The 17,511-nt window shown below is 57.5% G+C and carries 12 protein-coding genes; 9 read left to right on the top strand and 3 right to left on the bottom strand.

All coding sequences use genetic code 11. From position 1 onward, the window contains the following. Positions 1-84: 84 nt before the first annotated feature. Complete coding sequence (locus N3G78_00135) at positions 85-828, top strand: RNA methyltransferase (GenBank protein ID MCX8116323.1); 744 nt, start codon at positions 85-87, stop codon at positions 826-828. A 13-nt stretch (positions 829-841) separates the two neighbouring features. Here N3G78_00135 and N3G78_00130 read toward each other — a convergent pair whose 3' ends face one another. The 3 genes from N3G78_00130 to N3G78_00120 form a co-directional block, all read right to left on the bottom strand. Continuing rightward, the gene (locus tag N3G78_00130) at positions 842-1,603 is read right to left on the bottom strand and encodes a slipin family protein (protein MCX8116322.1); all 762 of its coding nucleotides are present in this window, start codon (positions 1,601-1,603) and stop codon (positions 842-844) included. A 14-nt stretch (positions 1,604-1,617) separates the two neighbouring features. Beyond that, complete coding sequence (locus N3G78_00125) at positions 1,618-2,919, bottom strand: nodulation protein NfeD (GenBank protein ID MCX8116321.1); 1,302 nt, start codon at positions 2,917-2,919, stop codon at positions 1,618-1,620. A 61-nt stretch (positions 2,920-2,980) separates the two neighbouring features. Further along, positions 2,981-3,736, bottom strand: coding sequence for an MBL fold metallo-hydrolase (locus N3G78_00120; GenBank protein ID MCX8116320.1), 756 nt, complete (start codon positions 3,734-3,736; stop codon positions 2,981-2,983). Between the two features lie 135 nt (positions 3,737-3,871). Between N3G78_00120 and rtcA the strand changes: the two genes are divergently transcribed. The 8 genes from rtcA to N3G78_00080 all read left to right on the top strand — a co-directional run bounded on the left by rtcA (position 3,872) and on the right by N3G78_00080 (position 17,490). After that, positions 3,872-4,927: an RNA 3'-terminal phosphate cyclase gene (rtcA, locus tag N3G78_00115; GenBank protein ID MCX8116319.1), complete on the top strand. Its 1,056-nt coding sequence runs from the start codon at positions 3,872-3,874 to the stop codon at positions 4,925-4,927. Between the two features lie 2 nt (positions 4,928-4,929). Next, complete coding sequence (hflX, locus tag N3G78_00110) at positions 4,930-6,723, top strand: GTPase HflX (protein MCX8116318.1); 1,794 nt, start codon at positions 4,930-4,932, stop codon at positions 6,721-6,723. A gap of 38 nt (positions 6,724-6,761) precedes the next feature. After that, on the top strand, positions 6,762-8,231 hold the full coding sequence (gene guaB / locus N3G78_00105; protein ID MCX8116317.1) for an IMP dehydrogenase: 1,470 nt from the start codon (positions 6,762-6,764) through the stop codon (positions 8,229-8,231). A 42-nt stretch (positions 8,232-8,273) separates the two neighbouring features. Continuing rightward, positions 8,274-10,214, top strand: coding sequence for a tetratricopeptide repeat protein (locus N3G78_00100; protein ID MCX8116316.1), 1,941 nt, complete (start codon positions 8,274-8,276; stop codon positions 10,212-10,214). Between the two features lie 13 nt (positions 10,215-10,227). Next, a complete protein-coding gene (locus N3G78_00095; GenBank protein ID MCX8116315.1) occupies positions 10,228-11,340 on the top strand; it encodes a DUF4388 domain-containing protein in 1,113 nt (370 codons plus the stop codon). A gap of 129 nt (positions 11,341-11,469) precedes the next feature. Next, a complete protein-coding gene (gene guaA / locus N3G78_00090) occupies positions 11,470-13,011 on the top strand; it encodes a glutamine-hydrolyzing GMP synthase (protein MCX8116314.1) in 1,542 nt (513 codons plus the stop codon). 45 nt (positions 13,012-13,056) lie between these two features. Next, complete coding sequence (dnaE, locus tag N3G78_00085; protein MCX8116313.1) at positions 13,057-16,515, top strand: DNA polymerase III subunit alpha; 3,459 nt, start codon at positions 13,057-13,059, stop codon at positions 16,513-16,515. A 3-nt stretch (positions 16,516-16,518) separates the two neighbouring features. Then, positions 16,519-17,490, top strand: coding sequence for an acetyl-CoA carboxylase carboxyltransferase subunit alpha (locus N3G78_00080; protein ID MCX8116312.1), 972 nt, complete (start codon positions 16,519-16,521; stop codon positions 17,488-17,490). Positions 17,491-17,511 lie beyond the last annotated feature (21 nt).

Raw genomic sequence — 17,511 nt, 5'->3', positions numbered from 1 at the left:
CTTCAATGAGATGAAGATCAGGGCTTGAAATTAAGATAAAAAAGGGGGATAGTCAAGACCATCCGGACCCTCGGGTGTTGAAGGATGGGGCAGCGAATCGTGCTTGACCAAATCACCCTCGTCCTGGTGAGGCCAAGATTTCCTGAGAACATCGGCTCCGTGGCCAGGGCGATGAAGAATATGGGGCTCAGCCGGCTGGCCATTGTCAACGGGGCCTCCCCCCTCCATCGGAATGCCTTTAAATTGGCCTCGGGTGCCGAGGAGATCTTAGAGAGGGCCGAGGAATTTCCCGACTTGGGGGAGGCGATCTCAGGGATGGCTTGTGTGGTGGGGACCACCTGCCGGGAGGGGAAAGAGAGGACGCCCCTTTTAAGTCCCGGACAGCTGGCCAAGCGTCTGGCTCCGCTTTCCCAGAGGAACTTGATCGGAATTGTATTCGGCTCTGAACGGGAGGGGCTGACCAACGAAGAGCTCTCCCTCTGCCATCTCTTCGCCAGGATCCCTTCCTCTGAATCGTTTCCCTCCCTCAACCTCTCCCATGCCGTGGCGATCTTTTGTTACGAACTCTTTCAATGGTCGGGGACGTTTCGGAGACCCCCTCCCTCTCTGGCCACCTCGGAGCAATTGGAACGACTCTTTTCCCACATGGAGCACACCCTGATTCGGATCGGCTTCTTGGATCCGAAGCATCCAAAACGGATGATGAGGACCCTGAGACGCCTCTTCGGCAGGAGCAAGCTGGACGAACGGGAGGTCCGGATCCTCCACGGGATCTGGAGCAAGGTGGACTGGGCATTGGAAAATAGAAGAGGCGGGGGCGATCCTTGAATCGCCCCCCTTTCTACTTCTTTTCAAGGAAGGGTTTCAGAAGGTCAATGGGGACCGGAAAGATGGTGGTGGAGTTTTTCTCGGTGGCCACCTCGGTCAGGGTCTGGAGAAACCTCAATTGGAGCGCGGCGGGGTTGGCGCCGATCACATTGGCTGCCTGGGCCAATTTTTCAGCGGCTTGGTACTCGCCATCGGCATGGATGATCTTCGCCCTTCTCTCCCTCTCCGCCTCCGCCTGACGGGCAATGGCCCTTCGCATCTCCTCGGGGAGGTCTACCCCCTTGGTTTCCACCAAGGAGACCTTGATGCCCCAGGGATCGGTATGGGAATCCAGGATCTCCTGAAGTTGGATGTTGATCTTGTCCCGTCGCGAGAGGAGGTCGTCCAGTTCGAACTGTCCCACGATGCTCCTAAGTGTGGTCTGGGCCAGCTGGGAGGTGGCATAGAGGTAGTTTTCGACCTCGGTGACCGCCCGGTTGGGATCGATCACCCGGAAGTAGACCACGGCATTGACCTTGATGGAGATGTTGTCCCGGGTGATGACGTCCTGAGGTGGGATGTCGAGCGTCACCGTTCGGAGGCTTACCTTGATCATTTTATCGATCCCGGGAATGATGAAGATCAACCCCGGCCCCTTGGCGCCGATCAGCCGACCGAGACGGAAGACGACGCCCCGTTCATACTCCCTGAGGATCTTGATGGCCGAGGCCGCTAAGATCACCAGAAAGACGATGAGAAAGAACAATCCCGACGGCAATCCTGGCACGCTCCCCATGGACTCTCCTCCTTTTAGAGTTTTTTGACCTTCAGCACGAGATTGTCGATGCCGACGACCTGAACCTTTTCACCCGCCTCGATGGGCTCCTCCGATTCGGCCTTCCAGAACTCCCCGTGGATGGCCACTTTTCCCTCAGGGGTGAGAGGGGTGACCGTAACCCCTGTCTCCCCGATGATCCCTTCTTTCCCCGTGGTCGGTTTGGTCAGGCGGGCTTTGATCGCTTTGGTGACGGCGAAGATGAAAAACCCTCCGCTGACCGCCACGGCAGGGATGATGACGCTCAGCGAGATCCTCATGTAATCGGTGGGCGATTCGATCAACATCAGGGAGCCCAGAAAGAGCGAGATGATCCCCGCTACCGACAACAGGCCGTGGCTCACCACTTTGATCTCCGCGATGAAAAGGATGATGGCGAAGAGGATGAGGGCCAGGCCCGCATAGCTGATCGGCAGCATCTGGAGGGCATAGAAGGCCAGGATGAGAAAGATGCCCCCGACCACCCCCGGAAGGATCGATCCGGGGTTGGACAGTTCGAAGAAGATGCCATAGATCCCGAGCATCAGAAGGATGTAGGCGATGGAAGGGTTGGAGATGATATCGAGGAATCGATACCGCCAGCTCATCTGGAGAGGTCTGGGTCTGATCCCCTTGGTCATGAGGGTCCGGGTCACGCCATCGAATCGGATGACCTTTCCGTCGATCTTGGCCAGGAGGTCTTGGAGATCGGGGCTGATGAGGTCGATCACATTCAGCTTGAGGGCCTCCTCCTCGGTGATGGAGACGCTTTTTCGGACCGCCTTTTCCCCCCAATCCGCATTCCTGTTCCTGGTCTTGGCGATCGTCTTGATATAGGAAACCGTATCGTTGACGATCTTTTCGCTCATGGCCTTGCTCTCCTTCCCTTCCCCTAACGAGACGGGATGGGCGGCCCCGATGTGGGTGCCGGGGGCCATGACCGCGATATGGGCAGCCATCGTGATGAAGACGCCTGCGGAGGCCGCCCTCCCTCCGCTCGGCGAGACGTAGACGATGACCGGGATGGGCGAGGTCATGATCTTTTTGACGATGAGGCGCATCGACTCCATCAGTCCGCCCGGGGTATCGAGCTGGATGATGAGGCATTGTCCCCCTTTTTCGACGGCCTGGTCGATCGACTCGACAATGAACTTGGACGTCGCGGGGTTGATGATCCCGTCGACCTCGATGACAAAGACAGGGGCCTTCTCCTGAGCCTCGACCCCGAGGTCCTTGAAGGCCCCGAAGAGGAGCAATAAAACGGGAATCATCACCCGAAGAAGTCGTTTCAATCTCATCACGCCCTCTGTTGAGAGAATACCTTAAACCCCCTTGCCTTGTCAAATGGTTGGTCAATCCCTACAGGGTGAACCTCTGGAGGTCTTCCGCAAGAAAGACCTCGCCCGGAAATTCCCTTCGGCATGGGGTCAAGATATCGTGCTGGTCGCAGATGGGATAGAGATGGGTGAGGAGGAGCCGCCTGGAGCCGGACTCCCTGGCGATCCTGCCAGCGAGGGAGGGGGTGAGGTGGCCGTTGACCTTCTTCTCGTCGGGGAAGGAACATTCGAGGACGAGCAGATCGGCCTTCGAGGCCAGGCGGATGAGGCTTTCGCAGTAGTCCGTGTCGCCGGAGATGACGAGCGCCTTTCCATCGTCCCATTCGAATCGATAGCCGAGGCTCCCCGGAAGATGGGCCATGGGCGCCGAAAGGATCTTCATCCCTCCGATGGAAAAGGGTTGGGAGGAGGCCTCTTTGATCTTCAGACGGTAGGTCTGAGGAGAGATCCAAGGATGGTAGAGCTCCTCTAATTTCTCGAAGAACGTCTTGAGGCCTGGACCGCCGAAGAGGGTCAAGTCTTTCACACGGGGGGACTCCCCGTATTTGCAGGCGAAGAGGATCGGAACCAGGTCGGCTGTGTGATCGGGATGGAGGTGGGTGTAAAGGAGGAGGTCGATGTCCTGGTAGGTGACCCCAACCTCGAGCAACCGCCTGAGCGAGCCCGGGCCGGTGTCGATCAGGATCCTGAGCGTTTTTGAGAGCAAGAGGAGGCAAGGCGAGGCCCTCCTCAAGGAAGGGATTCCCGTACCCGAGCCTACGATGACCAATTCCGCCATGTCTCTTCTCCGTCAGGGCAGGAAGACGTGGGATGAAATTTTATTAACACAAAATTTGAAATTTGGGAAAAGGTCTTTAAAATGTTTTCGGACGGGAGGGGAAGCCTGTCCTAACCATTGCAGTGGGGGAAAGCGATGCGTCCTGAGGGGATGGTCGAGATCGATGGCGCATATGGGGAAGGGGGAGGTCAGATCCTGAGAACGGCCCTGGCCTGTTCTGCGATCTTGAACCGACCGGTGACCGTTTTCAGGATTCGAGCCGGCCGGAAGAACCCGGGTCTTCAAGCCCAACACCTCAAGGGCATCGAGGCCTTGGCGGAGATCACCCGCGGAAAGACCGAAGGGGTCAAGATCGGCTCCGACCGGATCGTTTTCATCCCCGGCGAGATCACCCCGGGCCATTATCAGTTCGATATCGGGACAGCGGGATCGGTGACCCTTCTGCTCCAATCGCTCCTCCTTCCCCTCTGCCTTTGCCAAGGAGATTCCTTCTTAAAGCTAAGGGGCGGGACGCATGTTGCCTGGAGCCCTCCCTTTCACTATCTGACGGAGATCCTTTTCCCCCTGCTCAGGAAGATGGGGATCGGGGTTGATGCGAGGATCGAACGTTGGGGCTGGTATCCAAAAGGGGGAGGAGAGGTCGATGTGAAGGTCCATCCGGCCTCCTCCTTAACCCCCCTCTCTTTGACGGATCGGGGTTCGCTGAGGAGGATTTATGGGCTTTCAGCCTCCTCCCACCTACCCGCCCATGTGGCTGAACGCCAAAGAGGAAGGGCCCTTGCCCGGTTAGCGGAAGAATTGGGTTTTAAGGCCGAAATCGAGGTCCGATCGGACGTGCCGTCCCCTGGCCAGGGCTCTTTTCTGTTTCTCGTTTGCGAATTCGAGGGGATCAAGGCCGGCTTTTCGGGTCTTGGAAGAAAGGGGAAGAGGGCAGAGGAGGTGGCCGACGAGGCGGTCGGGGAGTTGAAAGATTATTTAGGCTCCGAGGGAACCGCCGATCCCCACCTGGCCGATCAGATCGTCCCTTTTATGGCCTTCTGTTCCGAAAGATCGACCCTGATTACCACCCGGGTGACCGATCACCTGAGGACGAACCTCTGGGTTCTTGAACAGTTCCTCGACCTCTCTGTGTCGATCACCGAGGTGGGAGGCGGTGGGGGAAAGATTGACTTGATTCCGAAGGCATATTAAAATTGGAAACGGAGGAAGCGCCTATTCCCAAGGTCTTCGGGAACACGGTCGGTTTAAAACCCAGCCAGATCCGAAGGATCGAACATATCTACCGGAGAAGGATCCCGCCGCAAAGGGTCGTGACCCTTGAAACGGCCCGCCTCCTGCTCGACCTCTCGAACGAAATCCGACGACAGATCGGCATTCTCGTAAGCCGAAAGGGGATCGTCGAGATGGTGATGATCGGAGACCATCGAGGCATCACCATCCCAGACCTTTCGCGATATCGCATCGGAATCCCGAGGTTGAGGGGCTTGAGGCTCATCCATACCCATCTGCAAGGGGAGCCTCTCAGCGAGGAGGATTTCACCGACCTGGCCCTTCTCAGGCTCGATATGATGGTCGCCCTTTCAACCGATCTCCGAAAGGGGGAGGAGAGGGTTCATTTGGCCCATCTGCTTCCGGACAATCCCGAGAAGAAGGCCTTCGAGGTTCCCCCCCCTTCTCCCCTAAGGCAGCTGGATCTCGACTTCCTGAAATGGATTCAGTCTCTCGAGGATCAATTTCAGAAGGGCCAGAGGGCCTTTTCGACCCGGGAGACGAAGGACAAGGCCATTCTCGTTTCGGTGAGCCGAGCCAGAAGGGAAGCGATCGAACAGTCCCTGGAGGAGTTAAAGGCCCTTGCTGAATCGAGTGGCCTTCAGGTGATCGATGCGATCATCCAGAGGCCCCAGACGTTTTCGACCTCCACGCTGATGGGCGAGGGCAAGCTGAGGGAGCTTGTCCTGAAATGCATGCAAACCGGTGTCGATTTGATCATCTTCGACCAGAACCTCACCCCCGGCCAGATGGTTACGATCTCGGACCTGACGGAGCTGAGGGTGATCGACCGCACCCAGCTCATCCTCGATATCTTTGCCCAAAGGGCCAAGACCCGGGAGGGAAAGACGCAGGTGGAGCTGGCCCAGCTCAAATACCTCCTCCCCAGGCTCGGCCGAAAGACCTTGGCCCTTTCGCGATTGACCGGAGGGATCGGCGGCCGAGGCCCTGGAGAGACCAAGCTCGAGATCGACCGGCGGAGGGCAAGGGATCGGATCCATCTCCTGGAGAAGGAGCTGGAGGCCCTGAGCCGGCAGCGTGCCCAGAGGCGGGCGCTTCGAAGGCGTAGCGGCGTTCCCATCTTCTCCATCGTGGGATATACCAATGTAGGCAAATCGACCCTTTTCAATCTCCTCACCGAAAGCCAGTTCGACATGGAGGATAAACTCTTCGCCACCCTCGACACGGCAACGAGAAGGATTCGAAGGAAGAAAGCCGTTCTGTTCGAGGACGGAGAGACCGAGGTGGTGATCACGGATACGGTCGGCTTCATCAAGGACCTGCCGAAGGACCTGATGGGTGCCTTCCGACCCACCTTCGATGAGCTTCGGGAGTCGGATCTTTTGATCCACCTGGCCGATATCAGCAGCCCGAGGCTCGAAGAGCAGATCGAGGCGGTCGAGAGGATCCTCGAAGACCTGGGGCTGGGTGGGATTCCAAGGCTCCTCGTGTTGAACAAAGAGGACAAACTCGACCCGGAAGAGGTGAAGGCCCTCTGCAGGCGCTACGACGCCGTCTCGATCTCGGCGTTGAAGCCGGAGAGCCTCGAACCGTTTTATCGGGCCCTCTCTAACAAATTAAGGGAGATCCGATCCTCCTGGTGGAGCGACCCCCTCGCAAAGCCAACCTCCTCTTGCTCATGGGAAGATGAAGGAGGAGTCCCTGCGCCCCCATTTTCGGATCGGTGGCCTCTGGTTGACAAAGCGGATGGCGTCTGATATATGAGAGTACGTCTTCGAAAAGGAGAAGAGCGCAGATGGAACCCCATCGGAAGGAATTTCCGGAGTACCTCACGTTCGACGACGTCCTTCTGGTTCCCAACTATTCCGAGGTCCTGCCCAAAGATGTGGATGTGAGCACCCAATTGACGAGGGAGATCCGACTCAACATCCCCCTTGTGAGCGCGGCCATGGATACGGTGACCGAGGCCAGGACGGCCATCGCCATGGCCCAGGAGGGCGGCATCGGGATCATCCACCGGAATCTCTCCATCGCCGATCAGGCCAGAGAGGTCGACAAGGTGAAGAAGTCGGAGAGCGGGATGATCCTCAACCCCATCACCATGCATCCCGATCAAAAGATCTACGAGGCCCTCGAGGTGATGAAGACCTACCGGATCTCGGGCGTTCCCATCACCAAGGAGGGAAAGCTCGTGGGGATTCTGACCAACCGCGACCTCCGGTTCGAAAAGAGGCTGGACGAGAAGATCTCCACGGTGATGACCCGTGACCGGCTCATCACCGCACCCGTGGGGACGACGCTCGAACAGGCCAAGGAGATCCTCCACAAGAACAGGATCGAGAAGCTTCTGGTGGTGGACGAGCATAATAATCTGAGGGGCCTCATCACCATCAAGGACATCGAAAAGATGCGAAAATACCCCAACTCCTGTAAAGATGCCCATGGTCGGCTACGGGTCGGGGCCGCCATCGGCACGGGAAAGGATCGAGAGAAGAGGACGGAGGCCCTTCTCCAGGCAGGGCTCGACGTCCTGGTCATCGATACGGCCCACGGCCACACGAAAGATGTCCTGGAGGCCATCCGGGACACGAAGAAGAACTTCCCCCGTTGCCAGCTGATCGGCGGCAATATCGCGACCAAAGAGGCCATGATCGACCTGATCAAGGCGGGCGTGGACGGGGTGAAGGTGGGGGTCGGACCCGGGTCGATCTGCACCACTCGGATCGTGGCTGGTGTGGGGGTCCCGCAGCTTTCGGCCATCCTGGAGGTGAGCGAGATTTCCAAAAAGTATGGCGTTCCGATCATCGCCGATGGAGGGATCAAATATTCCGGGGATATCACGAAGGCCCTGGCCGCCGGCGCTCATTCGGTGATGATCGGGAACCTCTTCGCCGGGACTGATGAAAGCCCCGGAGAGATCGTGCTCTATCAAGGGCGAAGTTACAAGGTCTACCGGGGCATGGGATCGCTGGAGGCGATGAAGGAGGGGAGCAAGGATCGGTACATGCAGGAGGAAGTGGAGAGCGAGACCAAGCTGGTCCCGGAAGGGATCGAGGGCCGGGTGCCCTATCGCGGGGCCCTCTCCTTCTGCATCCATCAACTCGTCGGAGGGCTCAAGGCGGGCATGGGATATCTCGGGGCGAGGAACATCGAGGAGCTTCAGCAGAAGGGCAGATTCATCCGGATCACGTCTTCGGGGTTGAGAGAGAGTCACGTCCATGATGTCATCATCACCAAAGAGGCCCCGAATTATCGGCTGGAATAGCTCTGGGGAGATGATCGGGTTGAGGAAGGAAAGGACAGGAGATTGAAAAGGATCCTTCTGCTTCTCTTCATCCTATTGGCCACGCTCTTCTATGCCCTCGGCCCTTTTTTCAAAGAAGAGACCATCCCCTTGTCCCGAGCCTTCTTTGCGGCCGAGAGTTCCACATCGGCCGAGCCCATCCTCAATCTGAAAGAGATGGGATGGGGGCCTTCGAAGACAGGGGCCTCGAAAGGCGGCTCCCTGGGCAAAAGGGAGTTGGACCAGGTTTATCAATGGAAACTGGATCGAGGGGTTCGAAATCTGACGACGTTTTCCCTCTACCTCACGAGGCTGGCCGGCCAGGAGCGAAGGCAGGGCAATCTGTCCAAGGCGGTCGAATTGGCCACTTATGCCAGCAAACTCTCACCGGACCTCCCCCAACCTTATTTCGAGCTGGCCCGGGCCCGGTTTAAACACCGGCCCTTTGCTATCCACGAGGCCCTTCTGGAAGCCTGGAGGGGCCTCCGGGCAAAGACGAGGAATTTCCCGGCCTCCTTCCAGTTCGCCTATCATGCCTTCTCCCTCATCGCCCATGCCATCCTCATGGCCTTCCTCCTCTTCGGCATCGTCCTCCTCTGGAAGTATTTCCCTCTCTATGCCGCCGATATCCGGAGGAACCTTTCCCAAGAGCTTTCCAATCTCGTCCTCAACGGCCTGAAGATCATCGTCCTCTTCATCCCCTTCTTTCTCAGGATGGAAGTGAGCTGGGCCCTCCTCTACTGGTCGATCCTTCTGTGGGGATATCTTTCCGCGCGAGAAAGGCCCTTTCTCGTCCTTTTCCTCATCTTTCTCGTCTACCTCCCTTTCTTCCTCCGCACCTCCTCTTCCTATCTGAACGGGCCGGCCATGGACCTCCTCTTGGAGGTCAACGAGGGAAACCATGAAAACTGGGATCGGGGGACCGAAGAGAAGTTGAGGGCCTGGCAGTCCTCCAACTCCGAAGACCCAAAGGTCCTCTTTACCCTCGGCCTGATCGAGAAGAGGATGGGAAGGTACCCGCAGGCGGAACAATTCTACCGGAGGGCCATCGAACGGGACCCTGAAATGAGCGAGGCCCATTCCAACCTCGGCAATGTCTACCTGGCCCAGAAGCAAGTTCAGCAAGCGATCGCGGCCTACCAGCGGGCCATCGAACTCGATCCCAAAAAGGGGTCCTATTACTACAATCTTTATCGGGCTTACTCGATGGAGACGTTTCTCTCCGGGAGATCGGATAAGGCCTTCCAGAAGGCCAGACAATTGGATCCCGACTTGGTCCAGTTTTATTCTACCATAGAACCCACGAATATGAATCGGTTCGTGGTCGACGAGGTCCTCGGCCCTTCCCATTTATGGGCCAAGTTCTGGGAAGAGTATGTGGGGAAAGAGGGTTTTCTCTACCGTCTCTTCAAGGCATGGTTCGAGAAGGTCCCTTCCGTCCTCCCCTTTCTGGCCCCCATCCTTTTTCTGGCCTTTCTCATCGCCATGACGAGGTACACCCGGGCGAAGCGTTTTCTCACCCGGTGTCCAATGTGCGGGGTTGCCACCCATCGATTCTACCTGGGAAACTGGGAGAGCAAAGAGCAGTCCTTCGTCTGCTTCAACTGCTATCGCCTCTTCGTCCAGAAGGAGAAGCTTCACCCCAAAATGATGGAGAAGAAGAGGCTCCAGGCCATGGCCTTCCAAAAACAGAATCGATTGGCCGCGAGGGTTCTCTCTTTCGTCTTTGTCGGGTTCGGTGACCTCTGGAGGGGTTATCCCCTGCCGGCCCTCCTCCTGCTCTCCCTCCATTTTATCTTCCTCTTAAAATTTCTCCAGTGGATCGGGTTGGTTCCGGGGGTTGGCCTTGGGTCGCCGCTCTCCTGGAGCGGCCTCCTCTGGGGAGGACTCTTCGTGATCTTCTATCTGCTCTCCTACCGGCGGGAGGCCAGGCAACAACCGGAATTCGAGATCCCCGAATCGTAGGAGGGAGGCCCTCATGGCCCTTCAAGGAACGCTAAAAGATTTCAGCATCACCGAAGTCATCCAGCTGATCGGTCAACAGTTGAAGACGGGCGTTCTCAAGATCCGCCGGGGGAACAACCTGGTGGAGATTTCCTTCGTCGACGGGATGATCGTCCATGTCTATTCGAACTACCGGGGAAAGAAGGACCTCATCGGAGAGATCCTGGTCAAGGCCCAGCTGATCACGGAGGAGCAGTTGGAGAGGGTCCTGAGAATTCAGAAGGAGACCCTCAAATATCTCGGGGAGATCCTGGTGGAGCTCGGCCTCCTGTCCAAGGAGGATATCCTGAAGGTGATCACCACGCAAATTTACGAGACGATCTATGACCTCTTCTGGTGGGAGGACGGGACGTTCAACTTTGATCTCAAATTGGTCGAAAGTTACAAGAAGATCCCCTTTGCCCTGAGCACGGAGCAGGTTCTCCTGAACATCCTCCGGATGGTGGACGAATGGTCGGAAATCGAAAAGAAGATCTACTCGCCCTATCTCGTCTTCCGGAAAGTTCCGAGGGCGGAGGAGAAGATGATGGAGGTCCTCCCTCCTCAAGGCTTGATGAAACAGAAACTGACCTCGGAGCAGGAGTTGATCCTCAATCTGGTGGACGGCCAGAGGACGGTCCAGGAGATCATCGACCGCTCCCTTTTGGGGCGGTTTAATGCCAGCGAGATTCTGGTTGGGCTCAAGGAGATGGGATTTATCGAAGAGGTGGGGGTCCGAGCGCCGAGCCTCCTCAAAAAGGTGGGACAGATCCCCTTCCGGCAGGCCCTGGCCTTCGTCTATTATGGCGTCTTCTTCGGATCGGTCTTCTTGGTCCTATTCTATTTTAAACCCGATTTTCTGGACTTCCTATGGCATTCCAAGATCGAGCGGCTGAACTTCGGAGCCCCGGCCCTCTATGTCCATCGAGCCCAGGTCGAACGGATCAAGATGGCCCTGGAGATCTTTTACCTGGAAAAGGGCTCGTACCCTCAGAAACTGGAAGAGCTGGTGGCGGCCGATCTCCTTCGACCCGGCGATCTCTTCTACCGAAAGGGAGTGGCCTACCAGTACGAGGTGAAGGAGGGAAGATATCAGCTGAAACCCTGATCTTGTTCGATGGGGGGATCTTTTTCCGAGAGGGACGTTCCGAGGGGGAAGTCCCTTTCGGCATTTCAATGCCTCTGAAGGGCCTCCAAAGGGCCAATCAGAGATGCCTTTGAGGGAGCGATCTTCGAGATGGATTCCATTCTCATCCTCGACTTCGGTTCTCAATATACCCAGCTGATCGCCAGACGCGTGCGAGAATGTCGAATCTATTGCGAGGTTCACCCTTACCATCTCCCTCTGATAAAAATCAAGCAGCTCTCTCCCAAAGGCATCGTTCTTTCGGGTGGCCCCTCCAGCGTCTACGAGCCCGGGGCACCCGTCTGTTCCCCTGACCTTTTCCAATTGGGCATCCCGGTCCTCGGGATCTGCTATGGGATGCAGTTGATCGCTCAGCTCTTCGGGGGAGAGGTCGAACCCTCGGAAAAAAGAGAGTATGGAAACGTGAGGGTGGTCATCGATCAACCCGGAAGCCTCTTGAAAGGGGTGGGAAAGAAGGGGGATATCCTCCAGGTCTGGATGAGCCACGGAGACCAGATCCGAAAGCTTCCTCCAGGCTTCCATGCCCTTGCCCATTCTCGCAACACCCCTTTCGTGGCCATCGAAGATCCCCGCCGGGGGATCTACGGCATCCAATTCCACCCGGAGGTGGTCCATACCCGAAGGGGCATGGAGGTGCTCCGCCATTTCTTCTTCGATATCTGCCGTTGCCAGCCCCTCTGGGACATGCGTTCATTCCTGGAACGCACCACGGAGACCTTGAAGAAGAGGCTCCGCTCCGGAAAGGTGATCTGTGCCGTCAGCGGTGGGGTCGATTCGACGGTGGTGGCCGTCCTCCTCCACCGGGTGATCGGAGACCGGTTGAAATGTATCTTCATCAACAACGGGCTCCTCCGGCGAAATGAACCGGAGGAGATTCTCCATCTCTTCCACCACCGGCTCCAGATCCCCCTCCAATACGTCGATGCGGAGGGGCGATTTCTGAGGCAGCTCCGGGGGGTCACCGACCCGGAAGAGAAGCGGAAGAGGATCGGAAGGGAGTTCATCGCCCTCTTCGAGAAAGAGGCCCGGAAGATCGGGGGAGTGCGATACCTGGCCCAGGGCACCCTCTATCCGGATGTGATCGAAAGCCTTTCGTGGAAGGGACCCTCCGCGACCATCAAAAGCCACCACAATGTCGGGGGGCTTCCGGAGAGGATGAGCCTGAGGCTGGTGGAGCCCTTGCGAGAATTGTTCAAGGATGAGGTCCGGGCCCTCGGGAAGGAGTTGGGTCTGCCCGAAACGGTGATTCGAAGACAGCCCTTTCCCGGGCCGGGCCTGGCCATTCGGGTCATTGGCGAGGTGAACAAGGAGAGGTTGGAGACCTTGAGGGATGCCGACGAGATCGTGATGGAGGAGATGGGCCGAAGCCATTGGTTGAATCGGGTCTGGCAGTGCTTTGCGGTCCTCCTTCCGGTCAAGACGGTGGGCGTCATGGGCGATTTCCGGACTTATGACCATGTGATCGCCCTGAGGATCGTCGACAGTCAGGACGGGATGACCGCCGACTGGGTGAGGCTTCCCCATCGCCTCTTGGGCCTGATGGCCAACCGGATCATCAATGAGGTCAAAGGGGTCAATCGGGTGGTCTACGATATCAGCTCGAAACCACCGAGCACCATCGAATGGGAATGAGCCTCGGCCCTTCGCGAGCCCTTCGAGGGATAGTGTTTAGGTTCGATGTCCACCGCCGATTTTATCCATCTCCATCTTCATAGCCAGTACAGTCTGCTGGACGGAGCGATCCGATTCGAGGAGGTCTTCGAACTGGCCAGGGCCTATGGGATGGATGCCCTGGCCCTCACCGATCATGGGAACCTCTTCGGGGCGATCGAGTTCTACCAGATGGCGTTGAGGTACGGAATCAAGCCGATCATCGGGTGCGAGGTCTACGTCGCCCCTGGAAGTCGATTTGAAAAGAAGAGCGGGGTCAATGGAGGAGAGAGCGCCTATCATCTGACCCTCCTGGTCAAGAACCGAACCGGCTACTTTAACCTCATCCGCCTGGTCAGCCTCGCCCATCTCGAAGGGTTCTATTACAAACCCAGGGTAGACAAAGAGCTTCTGCGTCGGTATCAGGAGGGGTTGATCTGCCTCAGCGGATGCCTCAAAGGGGAGATCCCCCTCCTCTTGAAACGAGGCGAGATGGACCGGGCCCTCCAGGTCGCGGAAGAGTACCGGACGATCTTCGAGGGCCGCCGCTTCTTCCTCGAGATCATGAGAAACGGCGTGGAGGGTCAGGCCAAGGTCAACGAACGGCTCCTCGAGGTCGGACGGGAGCTCTTCATTCCGGTCGTCGCCACCAACGATTGTCACTACCTCCGGCGCGAAGACGCCCGGGCCCACGAGGTCCTGCTCTGCATCCAGACCGGCAAGACCTTGGACGACCGGGACCGGATGCGGTTCGCCTCGGATGAGTTCTATTTCCGTTCGGGCCAAGAGATGACGGAGCTTTTCAGGGATATTCCGGAGGCGATCGCCCATACCTTGGAGATCGCCGAGGCCTGCAACCTCGAGTTAAAATTCGAGGAGAGGCACATCCCGCAAATCTCGATCCCCAGTGGTGAATCGCCCGACCAACACCTCGAGAGGATGGCCCGGGAAGGCCTGGAGAGACGTCTTCAAGGCTTCCGCCACTTAGAGAATTTCGACCAACGGGCCGCACGATACCGGAGTCGTCTGGAGGAGGAGCTGAAGATCATCCAATCCATGGGATATACGGGATACTTCTTGATCGTGGCCGATTTCATCCATTATGCCAAACAGAGGGGCATACCGGTCGGGCCGGGCCGGGGCTCGGTGGCCGGAAGCCTGGTGGCCTACGCCCTTCAGATCACCGACCTGGATCCACTCGAGTATGACCTCATCTTCGAAAGGTTCCTGAACCCGGGTCGTAAGACGAGCATGCCCGACGTGGATGTCGATTTCTGCATGGAACGAAGGGACGAGGTGATCCGCTACGTCGCGGAAAAATATGGGAAGGAGAATGTCGCTCAGATCATCACCTTCGGGAAGATGCAGGCCAGGGCGGTGATCCGGGATGTGGGCCGGGTCCTGGGAATCCCCTATGCGGAGGTGGATCGGATCGCCAAACTGATTCCGCCGGGGCCGAATATCACCCTTGAGGAGGCCCTTCAGAGGGAACCCCAATTGAACGAGCTGATGGAGCAAGATCCCCGGATCTCCAACCTGTTTCAGATCGCCCGATCCCTCGAAGGGTTGACCCGCCATGCCTCTACCCATGCCGCGGGCGTGGTCATCGCCAACCGGCCGTTAATGGAGTACCTCCCCCTCTATCGAGACCAGGACGGTGAGGTCGTCACCCAATATGCGATGAAGGAGGTGGAGGCCATCGGCCTGGTCAAATTCGATTTCTTGGGGCTCAAGACCTTGACGATGCTCCACCATACCCTCGAACTCATCCGGGCCAACCGGGGGATCACGATCGACCTCTCCCAGATCCCCCTCGACGACCCGGACGTCTACGCTGCGTTGAGCTCGGGGTCCAATCTCGGGATCTTCCAACTCGAAAGCTCGGGGATGAGAGATTTGTTGATGAAGCTGAAACCCGAAAGTTTCAAAGACATCATCGCCCTGTTGGCCCTTTACCGGCCGGGCCCCCTCGACAGCGGCATGGTCGAGGAGTTCGTCAAGCGGAAACAGGGCAAGGTGGGGATCACCTATGAGGTCCCCGAGCTCGAAGGGATTCTTAAAGAGACCTATGGCGTCATCGTCTATCAGGAACAGGTGATGCGCATCGCCAGCCGGCTGGCCAACTATTCCCTGGACGATGCGGACGATCTCAGACGGGCCATGGCCAAGAAGGATCCGGCCGAGATGGAAAGGCAGAGGAAGAAATTCCTGGAAGGGGCCAAAAAGAACCGGATCTCCCAGAAGAAGGCCGAGAAGATCTTCGAGCAGATGGAGACCTTCGGTCGCTATGGCTTCAACAAATCGCACAGCGCGGCCTACGCCCTGATCGCCTATCAGACGGCCTATCTGAAGACCCACTTTCCGATCGAATTTATGGCCGCCCTGCTGACCAGCGAGGCCCAGAACACCGACAAGATTGTCCGCTACATCGCCGAATGCCGGGAGATGTCCATCCCGGTCCTCCCCCCGGATATCAACGAGAGCCAGAAACACTTCTCGGTAGTGGGGAACCAGATCCGGTTCGGTCTGGCCGCGGTGAAAAATGTCGGAGAAGCCGCCATCGAGGTCATCCTGCGGGAGAGAGCGGAGAGGGGAAGGTTCCAGTCCCTCCAGGACTTCTGTGAAAGGGTAGACCTGAGGAAGGTCAATCGCCGGGTGATCGAGAGCCTGATCAAATGCGGGGCCTTCGATTTTTCGAAGGCCTATCGCTCCCAGATGTTGAGCGTCCTCGATGCCTTGTTGGAACGGGTCCAAGGATTTCAAAAGCGTTCGGAAACCCATCAGTTGAGCATGTGGGATGTCTCCCGTCCGAAAGGGGACTTCTCCTATCCCGACATCGACGAGTTTCCTCCCTCCCAACTCATCCTCTTTGAAAAAGAGACGATCGGTTTTTACGTCACCCGCCATCCCCTCGAAAGCTATCAGGAGGAGATCAGGCGGTGGAGCGGGGAGGACACCTCTACCCTGCCACGGCTTCAAAATGGCCAGGAGGTGAAGCTCTGTGGGTTGGTCAGCGCCGTCAAAGAGATCATGACCCGAAAGGGAGATCGCATGGCCTTTCTGACCCTTGAGGACATGAAGGGGACGGTCGAAGTCATCCTTTTTCCCGAGACTTATAAAACGGCGTTGAGCTCTATCAAAGGGGGGGAGCCCATCATGGTCCGGGGGACGCTCGATCTTGCCGAGGAAAGGATCAAGATCAAGGCCCTCGAAATCTTTCCTCTCCAACAGGGGATGGCCTTTCCGAAGTCGGTCCACGTAAAGGTCCCTTATCCCTCCCTCTCGCCCCAACGGTTGACCCAGCTCAAGGAGACCCTTCTGATCCATCGAGGGCCTGCCCGTTTCTTTCTTCACGTGGTCGATGGGGACGAGCAGGAGACGGTGATCGAATTTTCGGAAGAATACGGGGTAAACCCTTCGACCCCGTTCCAAGACCGTATGGGAGAGATTTTCCCCTCCTGTACTGTCTCGCTTGAGGGAAATTGAACGATGGTGAGGCATTACCTCGACTTTGAAAAACCCCTCCTCGATCTCGAAAACGAGATCGAACAGCTGAAGCGGGTCGCCAGGGGAAAACATCTCAACCTCGAAGGTCAGATCCGGGCCCTCGAGGAGAAACTCCAGCGCCTGAGGAAGGAGACTTTCTCCAATTTAACGGGCTGGCAGATCACCCAGCTGGCCAGACACATCGATCGTCCCAAGGCCTCTTATTATATTGAAACCCTGTTCAAGGACTTCATCGAATTGCATGGGGATCGCGTTTTCGGCGATGATCCGGCCATCGTTGGGGGATTGGCGGAATTTCAGGGGAGGCCGGTCGTGGTGATCGCCCATCAAAAAGGAAAAGACGTCAAAGAAATGGCAAGTCGGAACTTCGGAATGCCCCATCCCGAAGGGTATCGAAAGGCCTTGAGGTTGATGAAGATGGCAGAGACCTTTAAAAAACCGTTGATCACCATGATCGACACCCCCGGGGCCTTTCCAGGGGTAGGGGCTGAAGAGCGGGGCCAGGCAGAGGCCATCGCCCGAAATCTCAAGGCCATGGCCACGCTTCGAACTCCCATCCTGACCCTAGTCATCGGAGAGGGCGGCAGTGGCGGGGCCCTCGCCATTGGCGTGGGAGATCGGATCTTGATGCTGGAGTATGCCATTTATTCCGTCATCTCTCCGGAGGGGTGTGCGGCCATTCTCTATAAAGATGGGGAGAGGGGGAAAGCCGCCGCCGCAGAATCCCTCAAGATGACTGCCCGAGACCTCTTTCAGTTCGGCGTGGTAGACGAGGTGATCGAGGAGCCCTTGGGAGGGGCACACCGGGATCCTCAGACGATGGCCGGAAGGATCCGGGAGGCCTTGGCCAGACACCTGAAGGAACTGGAGGGGCAACCGATCGAACATCTTCTCGAGGCCCGATATGAGAAGTTCAGGAGGATCGGGGCCTTCGTCGAGTTAGGGGAAGGTTAGAGGGGGAGGGGCAGGGCCTCC

The sequence above is a fragment of the Thermodesulfobacteriota bacterium genome, from assembly GCA_026415035.1.
Classification (GTDB): Bacteria; Desulfobacterota; BSN033; order BSN033; family UBA1163; genus RBG-16-49-23.
This window is presented reverse-complemented; position numbering and strand designations above follow the sequence as displayed.